We start from the raw sequence: 529 nt of genomic DNA on the forward strand, positions 1-529 counted from the left end.
GGTCATGAGTTTTCTGGCGTAGTTGAAAACGTTGGTAAAGATGTCACACGTTTCAAAAAAGGTGATCGAGTTGTCGTAAACCCAACTGTTTCTAAACGTGAAAAAGAAGAAAATGTTGATTTATATGATGGTTATTCATTTATAGGTTTAGGTTCAGATGGAGGGTTTGCAGAGTTTACTAACGCACCTGAAACAAACGTCTATCATTTACCTGACAATGTATCAGCACGTGAAGGCGCACTTGTTGAACCTACAGCTGTAGCTGTTCAAGCTGTTAAGGAAGGCGAATTATTATTCGGTGACACAGTTGCGGTATTTGGAGCTGGACCTATTGGTTTACTAACTGTTATAGCAGCTAAAGCAGCTGGTGCAAGTAAAATCTTTGTCTTCGATTTATCTGAAGAACGTTTAAAAAAAGCAAGAAGCGTTGGAGCAACTCATACCTTTAACTCTGGAAATGTAGACCCAGTAAAAGCTGTATATGATAACACTGAAAATGGTGTAGATGTTTCATTCGAAGTAGCTGGTG

1 protein-coding gene is annotated in these 529 nt (G+C 38.9%); it reads left to right on the forward strand.

The window, feature by feature from the left end:
* Window positions 1-529 (forward strand): zinc-binding dehydrogenase (locus HZY83_RS06720; protein WP_179943282.1); only part of this gene is annotated, 529 nt, incomplete at both ends.

It is taken from the genome of Gemella sp. GH3 (assembly GCF_013415425.1).
GTDB lineage: Bacteria > Bacillota > Bacilli > Staphylococcales > Gemellaceae > Gemelliphila.